This window comes from Streptomyces sp. NPDC026301 (assembly GCF_055567935.1).
Genome location: NZ_JBVHPN010000008.1, coordinates 308,102 through 321,927, shown reverse-complemented (window position 1 = coordinate 321,927; position 13,826 = coordinate 308,102). Strand labels below are relative to the sequence as shown.

General features: G+C 66.1%; 25 protein-coding genes. All 25 read left to right on the top strand.

The window, feature by feature from the left end; translation table 11 throughout:
• The first annotated feature begins 112 nt into the window (after positions 1-112).
• Entirely contained in the window at positions 113-697 is a 585-nt protein-coding gene (locus ACZ4MH_RS16770; RefSeq protein WP_351590518.1) for a Uma2 family endonuclease, read from the top strand.
• Between the two features lie 122 nt (positions 698-819).
• Positions 820-1,245 carry an aspartate 1-decarboxylase gene (panD, locus tag ACZ4MH_RS16765; protein ID WP_351590521.1) on the top strand — a complete coding sequence of 142 codons (426 nt, stop codon included), beginning with the start codon at positions 820-822 and terminating at the stop codon, positions 1,243-1,245.
• A gap of 456 nt (positions 1,246-1,701) precedes the next feature.
• Complete coding sequence (gene rpsJ / locus ACZ4MH_RS16760; protein WP_014054162.1) at positions 1,702-2,010, top strand: 30S ribosomal protein S10; 309 nt, start codon at positions 1,702-1,704, stop codon at positions 2,008-2,010.
• 17 nt (positions 2,011-2,027) lie between these two features.
• Positions 2,028-2,672, top strand: coding sequence for a 50S ribosomal protein L3 (gene rplC / locus ACZ4MH_RS16755; protein ID WP_351590525.1), 645 nt, complete (start codon positions 2,028-2,030; stop codon positions 2,670-2,672).
• A gap of 8 nt (positions 2,673-2,680) precedes the next feature.
• Positions 2,681-3,331 (top strand): 50S ribosomal protein L4, encoded by a 651-nt coding sequence (gene rplD / locus ACZ4MH_RS16750; protein ID WP_351590527.1) that lies wholly within the window; start codon positions 2,681-2,683, stop codon positions 3,329-3,331.
• Positions 3,331-3,654 carry a 50S ribosomal protein L23 gene (gene rplW, locus ACZ4MH_RS16745; RefSeq protein ID WP_351590530.1) on the top strand — a complete coding sequence of 108 codons (324 nt, stop codon included), beginning with the start codon at positions 3,331-3,333 and terminating at the stop codon, positions 3,652-3,654. Before rplD ends, rplW begins: the two co-directional genes overlap by 1 nt.
• A 40-nt stretch (positions 3,655-3,694) precedes the next feature.
• Positions 3,695-4,531, top strand: a complete 837-nt coding sequence (gene rplB / locus ACZ4MH_RS16740; protein ID WP_351590535.1) for a 50S ribosomal protein L2 — start codon at positions 3,695-3,697, stop codon at positions 4,529-4,531.
• Between the two features lie 12 nt (positions 4,532-4,543).
• Positions 4,544-4,825 (top strand): 30S ribosomal protein S19, encoded by a 282-nt coding sequence (gene rpsS / locus ACZ4MH_RS16735; protein WP_030262810.1) that lies wholly within the window; start codon positions 4,544-4,546, stop codon positions 4,823-4,825.
• Positions 4,826-4,869: 44 nt separating this feature from the next.
• Complete coding sequence (gene rplV, locus ACZ4MH_RS16730) at positions 4,870-5,217, top strand: 50S ribosomal protein L22 (protein ID WP_351590630.1); 348 nt, start codon at positions 4,870-4,872, stop codon at positions 5,215-5,217.
• Positions 5,217-6,050, top strand: coding sequence for a 30S ribosomal protein S3 (rpsC, locus tag ACZ4MH_RS16725; RefSeq protein WP_351590539.1), 834 nt, complete (start codon positions 5,217-5,219; stop codon positions 6,048-6,050). The genes rplV and rpsC overlap by 1 nt, the downstream gene beginning before the upstream one ends.
• Before the next feature lie 3 nt (positions 6,051-6,053).
• A complete protein-coding gene (gene rplP / locus ACZ4MH_RS16720) occupies positions 6,054-6,473 on the top strand; it encodes a 50S ribosomal protein L16 (RefSeq protein WP_006604880.1) in 420 nt (139 codons plus the stop codon).
• Entirely contained in the window at positions 6,473-6,697 is a 225-nt protein-coding gene (gene rpmC, locus ACZ4MH_RS16715) for a 50S ribosomal protein L29 (RefSeq protein ID WP_351590542.1), read from the top strand. The genes rplP and rpmC overlap by 1 nt, the downstream gene beginning before the upstream one ends.
• Entirely contained in the window at positions 6,697-6,978 is a 282-nt protein-coding gene (rpsQ, locus tag ACZ4MH_RS16710; RefSeq protein ID WP_030262818.1) for a 30S ribosomal protein S17, read from the top strand. The genes rpmC and rpsQ overlap by 1 nt, the downstream gene beginning before the upstream one ends.
• Positions 6,979-7,119: 141 nt before the next feature.
• On the top strand, positions 7,120-7,488 hold the full coding sequence (rplN, locus tag ACZ4MH_RS16705; protein WP_003974257.1) for a 50S ribosomal protein L14: 369 nt from the start codon (positions 7,120-7,122) through the stop codon (positions 7,486-7,488).
• 3 nt (positions 7,489-7,491) lie between these two features.
• Positions 7,492-7,815, top strand: coding sequence for a 50S ribosomal protein L24 (gene rplX, locus ACZ4MH_RS16700; RefSeq protein ID WP_351511168.1), 324 nt, complete (start codon positions 7,492-7,494; stop codon positions 7,813-7,815).
• Complete coding sequence (gene rplE, locus ACZ4MH_RS16695) at positions 7,815-8,375, top strand: 50S ribosomal protein L5 (protein WP_030262823.1); 561 nt, start codon at positions 7,815-7,817, stop codon at positions 8,373-8,375. The genes rplX and rplE overlap by 1 nt, the downstream gene beginning before the upstream one ends.
• 5 nt (positions 8,376-8,380) lie before the next feature.
• Positions 8,381-8,566, top strand: coding sequence for a type Z 30S ribosomal protein S14 (locus ACZ4MH_RS16690; RefSeq protein ID WP_004571834.1), 186 nt, complete (start codon positions 8,381-8,383; stop codon positions 8,564-8,566).
• A gap of 240 nt (positions 8,567-8,806) precedes the next feature.
• Entirely contained in the window at positions 8,807-9,205 is a 399-nt protein-coding gene (gene rpsH, locus ACZ4MH_RS16685; protein WP_351590547.1) for a 30S ribosomal protein S8, read from the top strand.
• A gap of 22 nt (positions 9,206-9,227) precedes the next feature.
• Entirely contained in the window at positions 9,228-9,767 is a 540-nt protein-coding gene (rplF, locus tag ACZ4MH_RS16680) for a 50S ribosomal protein L6 (RefSeq protein ID WP_351590549.1), read from the top strand.
• A 3-nt stretch (positions 9,768-9,770) separates the two neighbouring features.
• The gene (rplR, locus tag ACZ4MH_RS16675) at positions 9,771-10,154 is read left to right on the top strand and encodes a 50S ribosomal protein L18 (RefSeq protein ID WP_351590552.1); all 384 of its coding nucleotides are present in this window, start codon (positions 9,771-9,773) and stop codon (positions 10,152-10,154) included.
• A gap of 46 nt (positions 10,155-10,200) precedes the next feature.
• Complete coding sequence (gene rpsE / locus ACZ4MH_RS16670) at positions 10,201-10,806, top strand: 30S ribosomal protein S5 (RefSeq protein ID WP_351590555.1); 606 nt, start codon at positions 10,201-10,203, stop codon at positions 10,804-10,806.
• Complete coding sequence (gene rpmD, locus ACZ4MH_RS16665) at positions 10,806-10,985, top strand: 50S ribosomal protein L30 (protein ID WP_351590557.1); 180 nt, start codon at positions 10,806-10,808, stop codon at positions 10,983-10,985. The genes rpsE and rpmD overlap by 1 nt, the downstream gene beginning before the upstream one ends.
• Position 10,986: 1 nt before the next feature.
• A complete protein-coding gene (gene rplO, locus ACZ4MH_RS16660; protein ID WP_351590560.1) occupies positions 10,987-11,442 on the top strand; it encodes a 50S ribosomal protein L15 in 456 nt (151 codons plus the stop codon).
• Between the two features lie 283 nt (positions 11,443-11,725).
• A complete protein-coding gene (gene secY / locus ACZ4MH_RS16655; RefSeq protein WP_351590564.1) occupies positions 11,726-13,039 on the top strand; it encodes a preprotein translocase subunit SecY in 1,314 nt (437 codons plus the stop codon).
• Complete coding sequence (locus ACZ4MH_RS16650; protein ID WP_351590566.1) at positions 13,039-13,695, top strand: adenylate kinase; 657 nt, start codon at positions 13,039-13,041, stop codon at positions 13,693-13,695. The genes secY and ACZ4MH_RS16650 overlap by 1 nt, the downstream gene beginning before the upstream one ends.
• Positions 13,696-13,826: the final 131 nt, after the last annotated feature.

The window sequence follows — 13,826 nt, the reverse complement described above, 5'->3', positions numbered from 1 at the left end:
TCTTGCATGGCGTCAAGGGTGTGCAGGTGTTCCCCCGCCTTCGAGCGGCTTTTGGTCGTATCGGGGCGCTACGGTGGGTGGACGGTCGACGATCTCGTCCATGGGAGGAATCATGACCGCCGAACCGCAGCACACCTGGCCGGTGCCGCCGCCGTACGGCTACACCGTGGACGACCTGTTCGCTCTGCCCGATCTCCCGCCGCACACCGAGTTGATCGACGGGAGCCTGGTCTTCGTGAGCCCCCAGCGGGATTTTCACACGCTGGTGATGTATCTGCTGGAGGCCGGGCTGCGGCGGACGGCGCCGGAGCGCTTCCGGGTGCGGCGGGAGATGACCGTCGTACTGGACGCGCGGAACGCCCCCGAGCCGGACATCGTCGTGCTGCACGCCGAGGCCGTACGGGACCGGCGGCAGACGCGCTACGAGGCGTCCGATGCCGTGCTCGCCGTGGAAGTCGTCTCGCCCGACTCCGAGGCGCGGGACCGGGACACCAAGCCGGGCAAGTACGCGGCGGCGGGCATCCCGCACTTCTGGCTGGTCGAGATGGCGGGGGAGAAGGACCACCCGGCGGTGCACACGTACGAGCTGGACGCGGTCACGAAGGCGTACGGGCTCACCGGTATTCACCATGAGCGGCTGAAGACGACGGTGCCGTTCACGATCGACATCGATCTGAGCGAGGTCGACCATCTGTAGGGCTTGAGGGGTTCCTGGCGGTGACAGTCGTCACTCTTTGTGGGCCCGATGGGGGCGCTTAGCATGGGCTCGTCGGCGCGCACCTCGGGTGAGGGCGCGACCCTTATCACAGGAGTGACGCCATGCTGCGCACCATGTTCAAGTCGAAGATCCACCGGGCGACCGTGACCCAGGCCGATCTGCATTACGTCGGGTCCGTGACCGTTGACGCGGAGTTGCTGGACGCCGCCGATCTGCTGCCGGGCGAGCTGGTCCACATCGTCGACATCACCAACGGGGCCCGGCTGGAGACGTACGTGATCGAGGGGGAGCGGGGGTCCGGGGTCATCGGGATCAACGGCGCGGCCGCGCACCTCGTGCACCCCGGTGACCTGGTGATTCTCATCAGCTACGGGCAGGTGGAGGACGCCGAGGCACGGGCGATGAAGCCGCGCGTGGTGCATGTGGACGCCGGAAACCGGATCGTGGCGCTGGGGAGCGACGCCTCGGCGCCGGTGCCCGGGAGCGCGCAGGAGCGCAGTCCGCAGGCGGTCGTTCCGGCCGGCTGACGGCGGGGCCGGAGGGCCTGTCCGGGACGGATGAGGCGGGCCCGAGGATTCGCCGAGTGTGGCGTGGGGTACTCTCTCCCCTTCGGTTGGCCAGCCGTGTGCCCCATATGGCACACTAGCCAAGTTGCTCGGTTGAGTGCCGATGCTGCGCGCCTCCCGCCGGGAGGACCGGAAGCGAGTCCTAGGTATTCGTCGCCTCTTATCAGGGGCGGAAGTACGGGAATCTTCCGGGAAGCTCAGCGGGGTGCCTCAGCCAGGCGCCCGGTGGGTGTCCATGACCCCACGTTCTCCTTCTCGAAGGATCTCCCTTGCGGAGATACGCGGGAAGGGATGCGACACGCCCGACCGCGTGGGTCGGCGAAGAGCGAGAGCGTGGCGGATGTGGGCCGTGTCCGTACAAGGCACAAGCGCATCGGGTCCCAGAGCGTTTACGAGACAAAGGACTACACAGTAGCCATGGCGGGACAGAAGATCCGCATCCGGCTCAAGGCCTACGACCACGAGGTCATCGACAGCTCGGCGAAGAAGATCGTCGAGACGGTGACCCGCACTGGTGCGTCGGTCGCAGGCCCGGTGCCGCTGCCCACTGAAAAGAACGTGTACTGCGTCATCAAGTCGCCGCACAAGTACAAGGACGCGCGCGAGCACTTCGAGATGCGGACGCACAAGCGCCTGATCGACATCCTCGACCCGACGCCGAAGACCGTTGACTCCCTGATGCGACTCGACCTCCCGGCCGGTGTCGACATCGAGATCAAGCTCTGAGGGTCGGTGAGTCGAGAATGACTAAGCAGATCAAGGGCCTCCTGGGCGAGAAGCTCGGCATGACCCAGGTCTGGGACGACAACAACCGTGTCGTTCCGGTGACCGTGGTCAAGGCCGGCCCCTGTGTCGTTACCCAGGTGCGCACCGCAGACCAGGACGGTTACGACTCCGTCCAGATCGCCTTCGGCGAGATCGACCCGCGCAAGGTGAACAAGCCCCTCAAGGGCCACTTCGCCAAGGCCGACGTCACCCCCCGTCGTCACCTCGTCGAGGTCCGTACCGCCGACGCCGGCGAGTACACCCTCGGCCAGGAGATCAATGCCGAGGTCTTCGACTCCGGCATCAAGGTGGACGTGACCGGCACGAGCAAGGGCAAGGGCTTCGCCGGTGTCATGAAGCGTCACGGCTTCCACGGCGGCAAGGCCTCCCACGGCGCGCACCGTGTGCACCGCAAGCCGGGCTCCATCGGTGGCTGCGCCACCCCGGGCCGCGTGTTCAAGGGCATGCGGATGGCCGGTCGTATGGGCAACGAGCGGGTCACCACCCAGAACCTGACCGTCCATGCCGTTGACGCGGAGAAGGGTCTGCTGCTCATCAAGGGCGCAGTTCCTGGTCCGAACGGCGGCCTCGTCCTGGTCCGTACCGCGGCCAAGGGGGCCTGAGGTAACCGATGAGCACCATTGACATCCTTTCGCCGGCAGGCGACAAGGCCGGTACCGTCGAGCTCCCCACGGAGATCTTCGACGCGAAGGTCAGCGTTCCGCTGATCCACCAGGTCGTCGTCGCACAGCTGGCCGCTGCCCGTCAGGGCACGCACAAGACCAAGACCCGTGGCGAGGTCCGCGGCGGTGGCAAGAAGCCGTACCGCCAGAAGGGCACCGGCCGCGCGCGTCAGGGCTCGACCCGTGCGCCGCAGTTCGCCGGCGGTGGCGTCGTCCACGGCCCCGTGCCGCGTGACTACTCGCAGCGGACCCCGAAGAAGATGAAGGCCGCCGCCCTGCGCGGTGCCCTCACCGACCGGGCCCGCAACTCGCGCATCCACGTCGTTTCCGGCGTGGTCGAGGGTGCGACCTCCACCAAGGCCGCGAAGACGCTGTTCGGCAAGATCTCGGAGCGCAAGAACCTGCTCCTGGTCGCCGAGCGCAGCGACGAGGCCGCGTGGCTGTCCGCCCGCAACCTGCCCCAGGTTCACATCCTGGAGCCGGGCCAGCTGAACACGTACGACGTGCTCGTCTCGGACGACGTGGTCTTCACCCAGACCGCTTTCGAGTCCTTCGTGTCTGGCCCCAAGGCCGCTGAGACCGAAGGGAGCGACGCCTGATGAGTGAGGCCGTCGTCACCAGCAAGACCTACACGGACCACCGTGACGTGCTGAAGAAGCCCGTCGTGTCCGAGAAGAGCTACGCGCTCCTGGACGAGAACAAGTACACGTTCATCGTCGACCCGCGTGCCAACAAGACCCAGATCAAGCAGGCCGTCGAGGCGGTCTTCTCGGTCAAGGTCACCGGGGTGAACACGATCAACCGGCAGGGCAAGCGCAAGCGCACCCGCACCGGTTTCGGCAAGCGCGCTGACACCAAGCGCGCCATCGTGACCCTCGCCGAGGGCGACCGCATCGACATCTTCGGCGGTCCGACCGCCTAACGGCGGTCTGGATCGTCCGGAATCGGACGAGGACTGAGAAATGGGTATCCGCAAGTACAAGCCGACGACCCCGGGCCGTCGTGGCTCCAGCGTCGCCGACTTTGTCGAGATCACGCGGTCCACGCCGGAGAAGTCGCTGGTTCGCCCGCTGCACAGCAAGGGCGGCCGTAACAACGCCGGTCGTGTGACCGTTCGCCACCAGGGCGGTGGCCACAAGCGCGCCTACCGCGTGATCGACTTCCGTCGTCACGACAAGGACGGCGTGCCGGCCAAGGTCGCGCACATCGAGTACGACCCGAACCGCACCGCGCGCATCGCGCTCCTGCACTACGCGGACGGCGAGAAGCGCTACATCATCGCCCCCCGCGGTCTGTCGCAGGGTGACCGGATTGAGAACGGCCCTGGCGCCGACATCAAGCCCGGCAACAACCTGGCGCTGCGCAACATCCCGGTCGGTACGACCATCCACGCCATCGAGCTGCGGCCCGGCGGCGGCGCGAAGTTCGCCCGCTCCGCGGGTGCCTCCGTGCAGCTGCTGGCGAAGGAGGGCTCCATGGCCCACCTTCGTATGCCGTCGGGTGAGATCCGCCTGGTCGACGTCCGCTGCCGCGCCACCGTCGGCGAGGTCGGCAACGCCGAGCAGTCGAACATCAACTGGGGCAAGGCCGGCCGCATGCGCTGGAAGGGCGTTCGCCCGACCGTGCGTGGTGTCGTGATGAACCCCGTCGACCACCCGCACGGTGGTGGTGAGGGCAAGACCTCCGGTGGTCGCCACCCGGTCTCGCCGTGGGGTCAGAAGGAGGGTCGTACTCGTTCGCCGAAGAAGGCTTCGAACAAGTACATCGTCCGCCGCCGCAAGACGAACAAGAAGCGCTAGGAGCGGGTTTAGATGCCGCGCAGTCTCAAGAAGGGGCCCTTCGTCGACGACCACCTGATCAAGAAGGTGGATGTCCAGAACGAAGCCGGCACCAAGAACGTCATCAAGACCTGGTCCCGTCGCTCCATGATCGTGCCGGCCATGCTCGGCCACACGCTGGCGGTGCACAACGGCAAGACCCACGTCCCGGTGTTCGTCACCGAGTCGATGGTCGGCCACAAGCTCGGCGAGTTTGCGCCGACCCGCACCTTCCGCGGCCATGAGAAGGACGACCGCAAGTCGCGTCGTCGCTGATCTGCGGAAAGCGAAGACCAATGACTGACACCGAAGGGACAACCATGGAAGCCAGGGCCCAGGCGCGCTACGTGCGTGTCACGCCCATGAAGGCCCGCCGCGTGGTGGACCTTGTCCGTGGCATGGATGCCACGGAGGCTCAGGCGGTCCTGCGTTTCGCCCCGCAGGCCGCGAGCGTGCCGGTGGGCAAGGTGCTGGACAGCGCCATTGCCAACGCCGCGCACAACTACGACCACACGGACGCCTCCTCGCTGGTCATCAGCGAGGCGTACGTCGACGAGGGCCCGACCCTGAAGCGGTTCCGTCCGCGTGCTCAGGGCCGTGCCTACCGGATCCGCAAGCGGACCAGCCACATCACTGTGGTCGTCAGCAGCAAGGAAGGAACCCGGTAATGGGCCAGAAGGTAAACCCGCACGGGTTCCGGCTCGGCATCACCACCGACTTCAAGTCGCGCTGGTACGCCGACAAGCTGTACAAGGACTACGTCAAGGAAGACGTCGCCATTCGTCGCATGATGACGAAGGGCATGGAGCGCGCCGGTATCTCGAAGGTTGAGATCGAGCGCACCCGTGAGCGCGTCCGCGTTGACATCCACACCGCCCGTCCGGGCATCGTCATCGGCCGCCGCGGCGCCGAGGCCGACCGCATCCGCGGTGAGCTGGAGAAGCTCACCGGCAAGCAGGTCCAGCTGAACATCCTCGAGGTCAAGAACCCCGAGACGGATGCCCAGCTGGTCGCGCAGGCCGTCGCGGAGCAGCTGTCCTCGCGTGTCTCCTTCCGTCGCGCCATGCGTAAGAGCATGCAGTCGACGATGAAGGCCGGCGCCAAGGGCATCAAGATCCAGTGCGGTGGCCGTCTCGGCGGCGCCGAGATGTCCCGCTCGGAGTTCTACCGCGAGGGCCGCGTGCCCCTGCACACGCTCCGTGCGAACGTCGACTACGGCTTCTTCGAGGCCAAGACGACCTTCGGTCGCATCGGCGTGAAGGTCTGGATCTACAAGGGCGACGTCAAGAACATCGCCGAGGTTCGCGCCGAGAACGCCGCCGCCCGTGCGGGCAACCGCCCGGCCCGTGGTGGCGGCGGCAACGACCGTCCGCGCCGCGGTGGCGAGCGTGGTGGCCGTGGCCGCAAGCCGCAGCAGCAGGCTCCCTCCGCCGAGGCCGCCAAGGCCGAGGCTCCGGCCGGTGCCGCCGCTGAGCCCAGCGCTGCCGGAAAGGAGAGCTGACCCATGCTGATCCCTCGTAGGGTCAAGCACCGCAAGCAGCACCACCCGAAGCGCAGTGGCATGGCCAAGGGTGGCACCGAGCTGGCATTCGGTGAGTACGGCATCCAGGCTGTCACCCCGGCCTACGTGACGAACCGGCAGATCGAGTCCGCTCGTATCGCCATGACCCGTCACATCAAGCGTGGCGGCAAGGTCTGGATCAACATTTACCCGGACCGCCCGCTGACGAAGAAGCCGGCCGAGACCCGCATGGGTTCCGGTAAGGGTTCTCCGGAGTGGTGGGTCGCGAACGTCAAGCCCGGTCGGGTGATGTTCGAGCTGTCCTTCCCGAACGAAAAGGTTGCGAAGGAGGCGCTGACCCGCGCCGCCCACAAGCTTCCGATGAAGTGCCGCATCGTGCGGCGCGAGGCAGGTGAGTCGTGATGGCGGCCGGTATCAAGGCGACCGAGCTGCGCGAGCTGAATGACGAGGACCTCGTCGCGAAGCTTCGTGAGGCCAAGGAGGAGCTGTTCAACCTCCGCTTCCAGGCGGCGACCGGACAGCTCGAAAACCACGGCCGGCTGAAGGCCGTCCGCAAGGACATCGCCCGGATCTACACCCTGATGCGGGAGCGCGAGCTCGGCATCGAGACGGTGGAGAGCGCCTGATGAGCGAGACGAATGTGACTGAGAAGAACGAGCGCGGCTTCCGCAAGACCCGCGAGGGTCTTGTCGTCAGCGACAAGATGGACAAGACCGTCGTCGTCGCCGTCGAGGACCGCGTCAAGCACGCGCTGTACGGCAAGGTCATCCGTCGTACGAACAAGCTCAAGGCGCACGACGAGCAGAACGCCGCGGGCGTGGGCGACCGTGTCCTCCTCATGGAGACCCGGCCGACCTCCGCGACGAAGCGCTGGCGCGTCGTCGAGATCCTCGAGAAGGCCAAGTAATTCCCGCAAGGGAATTGCAGACGGCAAGCACATCCCCCCGAGGGGGATTCCCTCGGAATAGTTCCGCCAGGCTCCGCGGGGGCTGCGCCTCGTAAGAGGTAACGCCCCCGCGGGGAACCGGCAGACGATCAGGAGATAGACGTGATCCAGCAGGAGTCTCGGCTGCGCGTCGCCGACAACACGGGTGCGAAGGAAATTCTCACCATCCGTGTTCTCGGTGGCTCGGGCCGACGCTACGCGGGCATCGGTGACGTCATCGTCGCCACCGTGAAGGATGCGATCCCCGGTGGCAACGTGAAGAAGGGTGACGTCGTCAAGGCGGTCATCGTGCGCACCGTGAAGGAGCGCCGCCGTCCCGACGGTTCGTACATCCGCTTCGACGAGAACGCGGCCGTCATCCTCAAGAACGATGGCGACCCCCGCGGCACCCGTATCTTCGGCCCCGTGGGCCGTGAGCTGCGCGAGAAGAAGTTCATGAAGATCATCTCGCTCGCGCCGGAGGTGCTGTAACCGATGAAGATCAAGAAGGGCGACCTGGTCCAGGTCATCACCGGTAAGGACAAGGGCAAGCAGGGCAAGGTCATTCAGGCCTTCCCCGCCGACGACCGTGTCCTGGTCGAGGGTGTCAACCGGGTCAAGAAGCACACCAAGGCCGGTCAGACCGCTCGCGGTTCGAAGACCGGCGGCATTGTGACGACCGAGGCCCCGATCCACGTGAGCAACGTTCAGCTCGTGGTGGAGAAGGACGGCAACAAGGTCGTCACCCGCGTCGGGTACCGCTTCGATGACGAAGGCAACAAGATCCGCGTTGCCAAGCGGACCGGTGAGGACATCTGATGACTGCCACCACCAACGCGCCGCGCCTCAAGCAGCGCTACCGCGAAGAGATCGCCGGGAAGCTGAAGGACGAGTTCTCGTACGAGAACGTCATGCAGATCCCCGGTCTGACCAAGATCGTGGTCAACATGGGTGTGGGCGACGCCGCCCGCGACTCCAAGCTGATCGAGGGCGCCATCCGCGACCTCACCACGATCACCGGCCAGAAGCCGGCCGTGACCAAGGCCCGCAAGTCCATCGCGCAGTTCAAGCTGCGTGAGGGCCAGCCGATCGGTGCCCACGTCACCCTCCGCGGTGACCGCATGTGGGAGTTCCTGGACCGCCTGCTGTCGCTCGCGCTGCCGCGCATCCGCGACTTCCGTGGTCTGTCGCCGAAGCAGTTCGACGGCCGGGGCAACTACACCTTCGGTCTCACGGAGCAGGTCATGTTCCACGAGATCGACCAGGACAAGATCGACCGTACCCGGGGTATGGACATCACCGTGGTCACCACGGCGACCAACGACGACGAGGGCCGCGCCCTCCTCCGTCACCTCGGCTTCCCGTTCAAGGAGGCGTGAGCGAGATGGCGAAGAAGGCTCTCATCGCGAAGGCTGCTCGCAAGCCCAAGTTCGCTGTGCGCGCGTACACCCGCTGCCAGCGCTGCGGTCGTCCGCACTCCGTCTACCGCAAGTTCGGCCTGTGCCGCGTGTGCCTTCGTGAGATGGCTCACCGTGGCGAGCTGCCGGGCGTGACCAAGAGCTCCTGGTAACCGCCTACTTGGTGGTTACCGGAGGCTCTCGGTAAGCATTCGGATGGCGTGGTGCCCCGCCCTTCATCACCTAGAGTGGAAGGGTTGGGCGCCCGCCGCCCGAGACCGACCGCGGGTTCCGTACCCGCTCAAAGTCGCTTACTACGCCGTAGGTCCCCGTGCCGCACCCGTCCCGCCACTGAGTGGGGAGAGGGATGGCGCATATAGGAAACCCCGGCGAGAGAGGCCGAAGGCCAATTCATGACCATGACTGACCCCATCGCAGACATGCTGACCCGTCTGCGGAACGCGAACTCGGCATACCACGACTCCGTGTCGATGCCGCACAGCAAGATCAAGTCGCACATCGCGGAAATCCTCCAGCAGGAGGGTTACATCACCGGCTGGAAGGTCGAGGACGCCGAGGTCGGCAAGAACCTCGTCCTCGAGCTGAAGTTCGGCCCGAACCGCGAGCGCTCGATCGCCGGCATCAAGCGGATTTCGAAGCCGGGCCTGCGGGTCTACGCAAAGTCCACCAACCTGCCGAAGGTCCTCGGCGGCCTGGGCGTGGCGATCATCTCCACGTCCCACGGTCTCCTGACCGGTCAGCAGGCCAGCAAGAAGGGTGTAGGCGGAGAAGTTCTCGCCTACGTCTGGTAACCAGGGAACGGAGGAATAGCTAATGTCGCGTATTGGCAAGCTGCCCATCCAGGTTCCCGCTGGTGTGGACGTCACCATCGATGGCCGGACGGTCTCCGTGAAGGGCCCCAAGGGTTCCCTTCAGCACACGGTCGCCGCGCCCATCGAGGTCGCCAAGGGTGAGGACGGCGTCATCAACGTCATCCGCCCGAACGACGAGCGTCAGAACAAGGCCCTGCACGGCCTGTCCCGCACGCTGGTGGCGAACATGATCACCGGCGTGACCCAGGGCTACAGCAAGGCGCTCGAGATCAGCGGTGTGGGTTACCGCGTCCAGGCGAAGGGCTCCAACCTGGAGTTCGCCCTGGGCTACAGCCACCCGATCGTGATCGAGGCGCCCGAGGGCATCTCGTTCAAGGTCGAGTCCCCGACCAAGCTCAGCGTCGAGGGCATCGACAAGCAGAAGGTCGGCGAGGTCGCCGCGAACATCCGCAAGCTGCGTAAGCCCGACCCGTACAAGGCCAAGGGCGTCAAGTACGCCGGCGAGGTCATCCGCCGCAAGGTCGGAAAGGCTGGTAAGTAAGCCATGGCATACGGTGTGAAGATCGCTAAGGGCGACGCCTACAAGCGCGCCGCTGCGAAGCGTCGCCACATCCGCATCCGTAAGCGGATTTCGGGTACCCCGGAGCGTCCTCGTCTGGTCGTGACGCGGTCCAACCGTGGCATCACCGCACAGGTCATCGACGACATCAAGGGCCACACCGTGGCCTCTGCGTCGACCCTGGACGCGTCGATCCGTGGTGGCGAGGGCGACAAGAGCGCCCAGGCGAAGAAGGTCGGCGCCCTGGTCGCCGAGCGTGCCAAGGCCGCCGGTGTCGAGGCTGTCGTCTTCGACCGAGGTGGCAAGCAGTACGCCGGGCGGATTGCCGCTCTGGCCGACGCCGCCCGCGAAGCCGGGCTGAAGTTCTGAGCCCCGGTTCCGTAGCTAGCGGACGTAACAGAGAGAGGTAATTCCAATGGCTGGACCCCAGCGCCGCGGTGGCGGCGCCGGTGGCGGCGAGCGGCGGGACCGTAAGGACCGGCGGGACGGCGGCGCAGCTGCCGAAAAGACCGCCTACGTCGAGCGTGTTGTCGCCATCAACCGTGTCGCCAAGGTTGTGAAGGGTGGTCGTCGCTTCAGCTTCACCGCGCTGGTCGTGGTGGGCGACGGTGACGGCACCGTGGGTGTCGGTTACGGCAAGGCCAAGGAGGTGCCGGCCGCCATCGCCAAGGGTGTTGAGGAGGCCAAGAAGCACTTCTTCAAGGTCCCCCGTATCCAGGGCACCATCCCGCACCCCATCACGGGCGAGAAGGCCGCGGGCGTCGTCCTGCTCAAGCCTGCTTCCCCCGGTACCGGTGTGATCGCCGGTGGCCCGGTGCGCGCCGTGCTCGAGTGCGCCGGCATTCACGACGTGCTGAGCAAGTCGCTCGGTTCGTCGAACCCGATCAACATCGTGCACGCCACGGTGACCGCGCTTCGTGGCCTTCAGCGCCCCGAGGAGATCGCGGCCCGTCGTGGCCTGCCGCTGGAGGACGTTGCACCCGCCGCTCTGCTGCGGGCGCGTGCCGGGGTGAGTGCGTAATGACTCAGCTCAAGATCACGCAGAGCAAGTCCGTCATCGGTAGCAAGCAGAACCACCGTGACACGCTCCGTTCGCTCGGTCTCAAGCGCGTGAACGACAGCGTCGTCCGGGAGGCCAGTTCCGTGGTCGTCGGCATGGTGCACACCGTGCGTCACCTCGTGACTGTCGAGGAGGTCTGACATGGCGGAGAACAACCCGCTGAAGGTCCACAACCTCCGTCCTGCCCCGGGTGCCAAGACCGCCAAGACCCGCGTGGGTCGTGGTGAGGCGTCCAAGGGTAAGACCGCTGGTCGTGGTACCAAGGGCACGAAGGCCCGTTACCAGGTTCCGGAGCGCTTCGAGGGTGGCCAGATGCCCCTCCACATGCGTCTCCCGAAGCTGAAGGGCTTCAAGAACCCCGCCCACAAGCAGTTCCAGGTCGTGAACCTGGAGAAGCTGGCCGCGCTCTACCCGCAGGGTGGCGAGGTCACGGTGGCCGATCTGGTCGCCAAGGGCGCGGTGCGCAACAACGAGCTCGTCAAGGTCCTGGGCCAGGGCGAGATCTCCGTGGCGCTGACGGTGACGGTCGACGCCGTTTCCGGCTCCGCCAAGGAGAAGATCGCCGCCGCCGGCGGCAGCGTCACCGAGCTGCTCTGACACCTCTCTGACGCCGCTCCGACGCGAGTGAATCAACTGACCGGGGATGCCCACGAATTGGGGCATCCCCGGTTGGTCGTTCCAAGGGGGGCATGGTCGCCGGTAAGGTGGCGTGCACTATTGCTGTACTTTCGCCGGGGGATGCCGCGTCAGGGTACTGATGTGGCGGACCGCGGAGGATATGCCGCGTGGCCGGGGGCCGCGCGGTTTTCGGCCGCTCAGTATTCGTAGATCCTCAAGACCGTCACCTCTCGCCCACGAGGCGGGGGGCGCAGGAGGCACCGTGCTCACCGCGTTCGCCCGAGCGTTCAAGACGCCCGACCTGCGCAAGAAGCTGCTGTTCACGCTGGGCATCGTGCTGGTCTATCGGCTCGGGGCGCACGTACCGGTTCCTGGAGTGAACTACTCCAACGTCGAGACCTGCATGAAGCAGGCCGGCTCCGGTAGTGGGCTTTTCGGCCTGGTGAACATGTTCAGCGGCGGTGCGCTGCTCAAGATCACACTTTTCGCGCTCGGGATCATGCCGTACATCACGGCGAGCATCATCCTTCAGCTGCTCACCGTGGTGATCCCACGGCTGGAGGCCCTGAAGAAGGAGGGGCAGTCCGGGCAGGCGAAGATCACGCAGTACACCCGGTACCTCACCGTGGCGCTCGCGATCCTGCAGGGCACCGGTCTGGTGGCCACCGCCCGCAGCGGCGCGCTCTTCAGCACCTGCACCCTGCGCAACGAAATCATTCCCGACCCGGCCATCTTCACGACCGTCACGATGGTCATCTGCATGACCGCCGGCACCGGCGTCGTCATGTGGCTGGGTGAGCTCATCACCGACCGCGGCATCGGCAACGGCATGTCGATCCTGATGTTCATCTCGATCGCCTCCGGATTCCCGGGCGCGCTGTGGCAGATCAAGGTGTCCGGCAAGCTCGCCGACGGCTGGATCGAATTCGGCTCCGTGATCGCGATCGGACTCGCGATGATCGCGCTGGTGGTCTTCGTCGAGCAGGCCCAGCGCAGGATCCCCGTGCAGTACGCCAAGCGGATGATCGGTCGTCGTTCGTACGGCGGAACGTCCACCTATATCCCGCTCAAGGTGAATCAGGCAGGTGTGATTCCTGTCATTTTCGCGTCGTCGCTGCTCTACATCCCTGCGCTCATCGCGCAGTTCAGCGGCTCGAAGGCAGGCTGGGCCACGTGGCTTCAGACACACTTCCAGCGCGGAGATGGGCCGGTTTACATCGTTACGTACTTCCTGCTGATCGTGTTTTTCGCCTTCTTCTACGTCGCCATCTCCTTCAACCCCGAAGAAGTTGCCGACAACATGAAGAAGTATGGTGGCTTCATCCCGGGTATCCGGGCTGGTCGCCCGACGGCCGAGTACCTCAGCTACGTGCTCAACCGGATCACGTGGCCGGGCTCGCTGTATCTGGGTCTGATCGCGCTGGTGCCGACAGTGGCGTTGGTGCTTTTCAACGCGAACCAGAACTTCCCCTTCGGCGGGACGAGCATCCTGATCATCGTGGGTGTGGGTCTGGAGACCGTGAAGCAGATCGAGAGCCAGCTTCAGCAGCGTAACTACGAAGGGTTCCTCCGCTGATGCGAATCGTCCTCGTCGGTCCTCCTGGGGCAGGCAAGGGTACGCAGGCTGCGTACCTCGCCGAGAACCTCGCCATCCCGCACATCTCCACGGGTGACCTGTTCCGCGCCAATATCAGCCAGGGCACCGACCTCGGCAAGCAGGCGAAGGCGTTCATGGACGCTGGGAACCTGGTGCCGGACGAGGTCACGATCGGCATGGCCAAGGACCGCATGGAGCAGTCCGACGCCACCGGCGGCTTCCTGCTGGACGGCTTCCCGCGGAACCTGGCGCAGGCCGAGGCGCTGGACGGCATCCTCAAGGACGCGGACCAGACGCTGGACGCGGTGCTGGACCTGGAGGTCCCGGAGGACGAGGTCGTCAAGCGCATCTCCGGCCGGCGGATGTGCCGCAAGGACGGCAAGCACATCTTCCACGTCGAGTACAGCCCCTCGAAGACGCCCGGCGTGTGCGACATCTGCGGCGGCGAGCTGTACCAGCGCGAGGACGACCGTGAGGACACGGTGCGCAAGCGGCTGGAGGTCTACCACACGGAGACCGAGCCGATCATCGACTACTACAAGGCGCAGGACCTCGTGGTGACCATCCCGGCCCTCGGGAAGGTCGAAGAGGTCACGCAGCGCGCGATGGCGGCCCTGGAGCGCCAGGCCGCGTAACCGCGGGAGCACTCTCCGAGACGGCCGCGGGGGGGGGGGGGGGGGGGGGGGGGGGGGGGGGGGGGGGGGGGGGGGGGGGGGGGGGGGGGGGGGGGGGGGGAAGAAAGAGGGGGGGGAAAGACACAAAACAA